We start from the raw sequence: 3,052 nt of genomic DNA, 5'->3' as shown, positions 1-3,052 counted from the left end.
TAGTTCTGGTCGCCGAGGTTCCCCCTCAGCCTGTCGAGCCGGGTGCCGCCGGTCGGGTCGGTCTTGTCGGCGCCGGGCACCAGGTGCACCTGATAGTCGGGCCCGGGTTCGACGTCGAGGTCTTCGAACCGGACGAGGTGTGAGCCGTCCGCGAGCCGGATGAGTCGCGCGGTCCCAGTCGCGTCGTGGTCGATGCCGACCAGCTGCGCCCGCCCCAGCTCGACGACATCCGCCCCGGCCGCCGGTTGCGTCGGGGCCGGCGGCCGGGGCGGCGTCTGCCCGGGTGCCGGCCCCGCCTGCGGGGCGGCGCCGGGCGGGGACGGTCGGGTCGACAGGACCGCGGTGACGTCGACGGGTAACTCCTCCTCGACGGTCACGTTCCGGAACGCGGGCAGGACTGTGACGACGAACGCGAGCAGCACCGGCACGGCCTGTGCTGCCCCGGTGAGCACCGGTCCCCTCCCCAGTCTGGGCAGCAGGAAGCCGAGGCCGGCGACCGCCGCCATGATGACGAGCGTGAAGGCGACGCTGCGCGGGCTGGCGAACGCCGATCGGATGACACCGGGCTTCCAGGCCGCGAAGACCAGCCCGCCGAGTGCGGCGACCACGGGTACCAGCAGGGAGCTGCGCGGGTAGCCCAGCAACGTGGGCGTCGATCCTGATTTACGTCCCGACCTGTGCTCCGGACGGCGAGGCGTAGATGTGCTCATGGACATACCATCCTCGCCGACCGCGCATCGTTACACGGCGGCCGGCGATGTCGCGCAGGATCCCGCGGGCCGCCGACGGGGCCACGACCTACGACGGAAGGCTGATGGCCCGATCAGGAGGGTGGGGACTGGCAGAGTGGGGTGATGGACATGGGGGAGCCGGTCGCGTGGGCGCCGGGGATGTCGCTGCTGCCCGACGTCAGTCCGGCGGCGTGGGTAGCGGCAGCCCTGGCCGCTACCACGTCAGCCGCAACGGTCGCGGCGATGGTGCCGCCCGTCTTCGCGGCCTATGCCCGGGTGCTGCCGCCGACTTACGACCGTGAGGGTGTGGGACGGCGACACCGGTGGTCCGAGATCGCCGCATGCCGAGGCGTGGCGCTGACGGCCGAGACCCGGTTCGACGACCTCGTCGCCGGTTCCGACCATTGGGGGCGACCCTCTGACGGAGGCTTGGACGCGCGGGAGACGGCGGCTCTCGCGAGGGTCCTGTCCAGCTTCACCGACACGCCGGACCAGGCGTACTTCTGCCTCTGGGAGGGTTTCGGCCTCGCTGAGACGCGCGCCTGGGAGGACCGGCCGATGCGTGTGCGGACAGCTAACCGGGCGTACCACCTGCTCACCGGGCCGGTGAGCGCCGCCCCGATGTTGCCGGCGCCGGTGGAGTGGAGGTGCGCGAGTCTGTGGTGGCCCTACGATCGGGCCTGGCTTGTCGCCACCGAGATCGACGGCTACTCCACCTACATCGGTGCCAGCCACGCCGCGATCGACGCGGTCCTCGCCGATCCCGCGATCGACGCCGTTGCCGCGCGTCCCGCGACCCCGCTCGATCCCAGCTACGGCTGACGTTCACCCACCTCCTCAACTCGGCGGCCCGAAGCGGCGTCATGCGGGCAGCCGGACGTCCTGTCATCAGCAGATGAGCGCGTTGGTTAGTCTCGCGCGAGGTCTGTCTGCGATTCGCCGTCGGTCCGCGCGAGCACTCTCTGCTGGTGGCTTCGGTGGGTGGTCCGGCGGGCGCGCTGGTTGCCTGCATCGCCTGGAGCGGACTCGGGCCGCCCTCGCTCGTTTCGACAACGTCAGCCGGTCGACGGCTCCCCGAGCCGGACCAGGTTGAGTCGGTAGGAGCGCACCTGCGGGTCCTCATGCCTGGCCGGCAGCGCTGCGGATACCTCGGATGGCAGCCGGTCGAGTACGGCCTGCGGGGCTTCGGGCAGGGTCCGGGATTCGAGGATCTCCAGCCCGGGCACCTGGCGTTCCAGGTCGGCCGGGTTTTCGCAGAACCAGCGGGCGCGGGCGTCGACCTTGCTCAGCGCGTCATGCTGTTCCTGGTTCTGCCGCATCCACTCGCCCCAGCTGTCGAAGGCGGCGAGGCTGCCGGGAAACCGGCCCGCGACCCGGGCAAGCACGTTGTGGACGTCGTGCTCGTCGAGGAACCCGAGCACGGCCTCGGCCACGAACATCCACGGCCCCGGGCCGGTATCCGCGGCGACCTCGAGCCAGTCGTCGTCGAGGACGGACCCGGCCAGGTGCCGGCGGCGGGTGCCGTCGCTGAAGAAGCGGCGGCGCAGCGCCATCGCGTCAGGCAGATCCAGCTCCAGCCACCGGCCGCGACCGCGAGCGACGCCCGCCCGCCCGTACAGCGGGATCAGCAACGTCTCCGCGACGGCTTCCAGCTCGGCGGCGACGCCCGGGCCGGCCGGCGTCTTCCATGGGCCAGTCATGTGCCACCATCTCCCACTATTGAAGACGGTTCTCATGATTGCCAGGGATGCTGGTCGTCAGGAGCGACGACCGGTCGGCCGCCACCATCGCCCGGGCCACGGCGAAGGTCGTCGACGACCAGAAACCGCAGAGCACCGTGAGTGACGAGCGGGCCTCGGTGCGGGCAGCTGCGGTGCGGCCCGGAGCCGGTGGTCGCGAACGCATCACAGTCCTCTCGTTGATGAAAACGGTTGTCATTATAGACAGAGGGCCTGCGTGGAGACGAACAGGGGCTGGCCGAGGACGAGCCGAGGACGAGCCTGGACCGGGTCGTCGCCGTCGCCCCGTCGGTGCACGAGGCGTGGGTGGACGCCGGGTTCAAGACCACGGTCATCGAGCACGGGGCGGGGCTGGGGATCGTCAGGGAAGAACTCCGCCAGGAAGCCGTCCTTGTCGTAGTTGTGAACCGCGTCCTAGTTGTGAACCGCGCTCACTGGTCATACTCTTTGAGACAGACGGCGTAGCGGGTTTCGGCCAGCGGTATCGCGTGCCGGTACCAGGCGGACCACTAGTCGGGGTAGGGCACCTCGGCGCGCGCCTTCTGGAGTGCGGCGGCCCACCAGGCAAGCTGGTTGAACAAT

Annotated in this window: 3 protein-coding genes and 1 pseudogene; 2 read left to right on the top strand and 2 right to left on the bottom strand. The window is 70.6% G+C overall.

Going from position 1 to position 3,052, the window contains the following annotated elements; all coding sequences use genetic code 11:
• Positions 1-710 (bottom strand): annotated as a pseudogene (locus tag AC08OJ_RS15610) (hypothetical protein); the annotation flags it as partial.
• Between the two features lie 144 nt (positions 711-854).
• Between AC08OJ_RS15610 and AC08OJ_RS15605 the strand changes: the two are divergent.
• The gene (locus tag AC08OJ_RS15605) at positions 855-1,553 is read left to right on the top strand and encodes a hypothetical protein (RefSeq protein WP_476596093.1); all 699 of its coding nucleotides are present in this window, start codon (positions 855-857) and stop codon (positions 1,551-1,553) included.
• A 233-nt stretch (positions 1,554-1,786) separates the two neighbouring features.
• Here AC08OJ_RS15605 and AC08OJ_RS15600 read toward each other — a convergent pair whose 3' ends face one another.
• Entirely contained in the window at positions 1,787-2,431 is a 645-nt protein-coding gene (locus AC08OJ_RS15600) for a class I SAM-dependent methyltransferase (protein WP_476596092.1), read from the bottom strand.
• A gap of 345 nt (positions 2,432-2,776) precedes the next feature.
• Here AC08OJ_RS15600 and AC08OJ_RS15595 point away from each other — a divergent pair, with 345 nt between their 5' ends.
• A complete protein-coding gene (locus tag AC08OJ_RS15595) occupies positions 2,777-2,935 on the top strand; it encodes a hypothetical protein (RefSeq protein WP_476596091.1) in 159 nt (52 codons plus the stop codon).
• The last annotated feature ends 117 nt before the right edge of the window (positions 2,936-3,052 follow it).

The sequence above is a fragment of the Frankia sp. CgKIO3 genome (assembly GCF_977946435.1).
This window is presented reverse-complemented; position numbering and strand designations above follow the sequence as displayed.

Bases quoted from the DNA above. Each gene is read 5' to 3' on its own strand.
- AC08OJ_RS15605 (WP_476596093.1), top strand. From the start codon at position 855: ATGGACATGGGGGAGCCGGTCGCGTGGGCGCCGGGGATGTCGCTGCTG.
- AC08OJ_RS15600 (WP_476596092.1), bottom strand. From the start codon at position 2,431: ATGACTGGCCCATGGAAGACGCCGGCCGGCCCGGGCGTCGCCGCCGAG.